The 290-nt window shown below is 61.7% G+C and carries 1 protein-coding gene; it reads left to right on the top strand.

Translation table 11 applies throughout. The features are described from left to right. Positions 1-66: 66 nt before the first annotated feature. On the top strand, positions 67-290 hold a 224-nt coding region (locus SB772_RS40045), incomplete at its 3' end, for a hypothetical protein (RefSeq protein WP_410838524.1).

Here is a 290-nt window from a genome sequence, read left to right as displayed (position 1 = left end):
AAGGCCTAAAGGATAACAAGTGCCAACAAGCTGGTGATCAACGGTTTGAGGGCGATTGGAGCTGATTTGACAGACGCAGTGCAGGGCGGGGAAAAGAAGTCGCGGTCGCTGAAGCCTCTCGGGCGTCTGACGCCTTATGTCATGCGTTACCGCGGCCTGGTGACCGGCGCCCTCGTCGCGCTGGCGCTCGCCGCCGTAACCTCGCTTGCCCTGCCGCTGGCCATCCGCCGGATGATCGATCACGGCTTCACGCAGCCGGACGGCTCCTTCATCAACAGCTACTTCGCGAT

The sequence above is a fragment of the Paraburkholderia sp. SIMBA_030 genome, from assembly GCF_046535245.1.
Classification (GTDB): domain Bacteria; phylum Pseudomonadota; class Gammaproteobacteria; order Burkholderiales; family Burkholderiaceae; genus Paraburkholderia.
The sequence above is the reverse complement of the archived record's forward strand: the minus strand, read 5'-3'. Positions and strand labels throughout refer to the sequence as shown.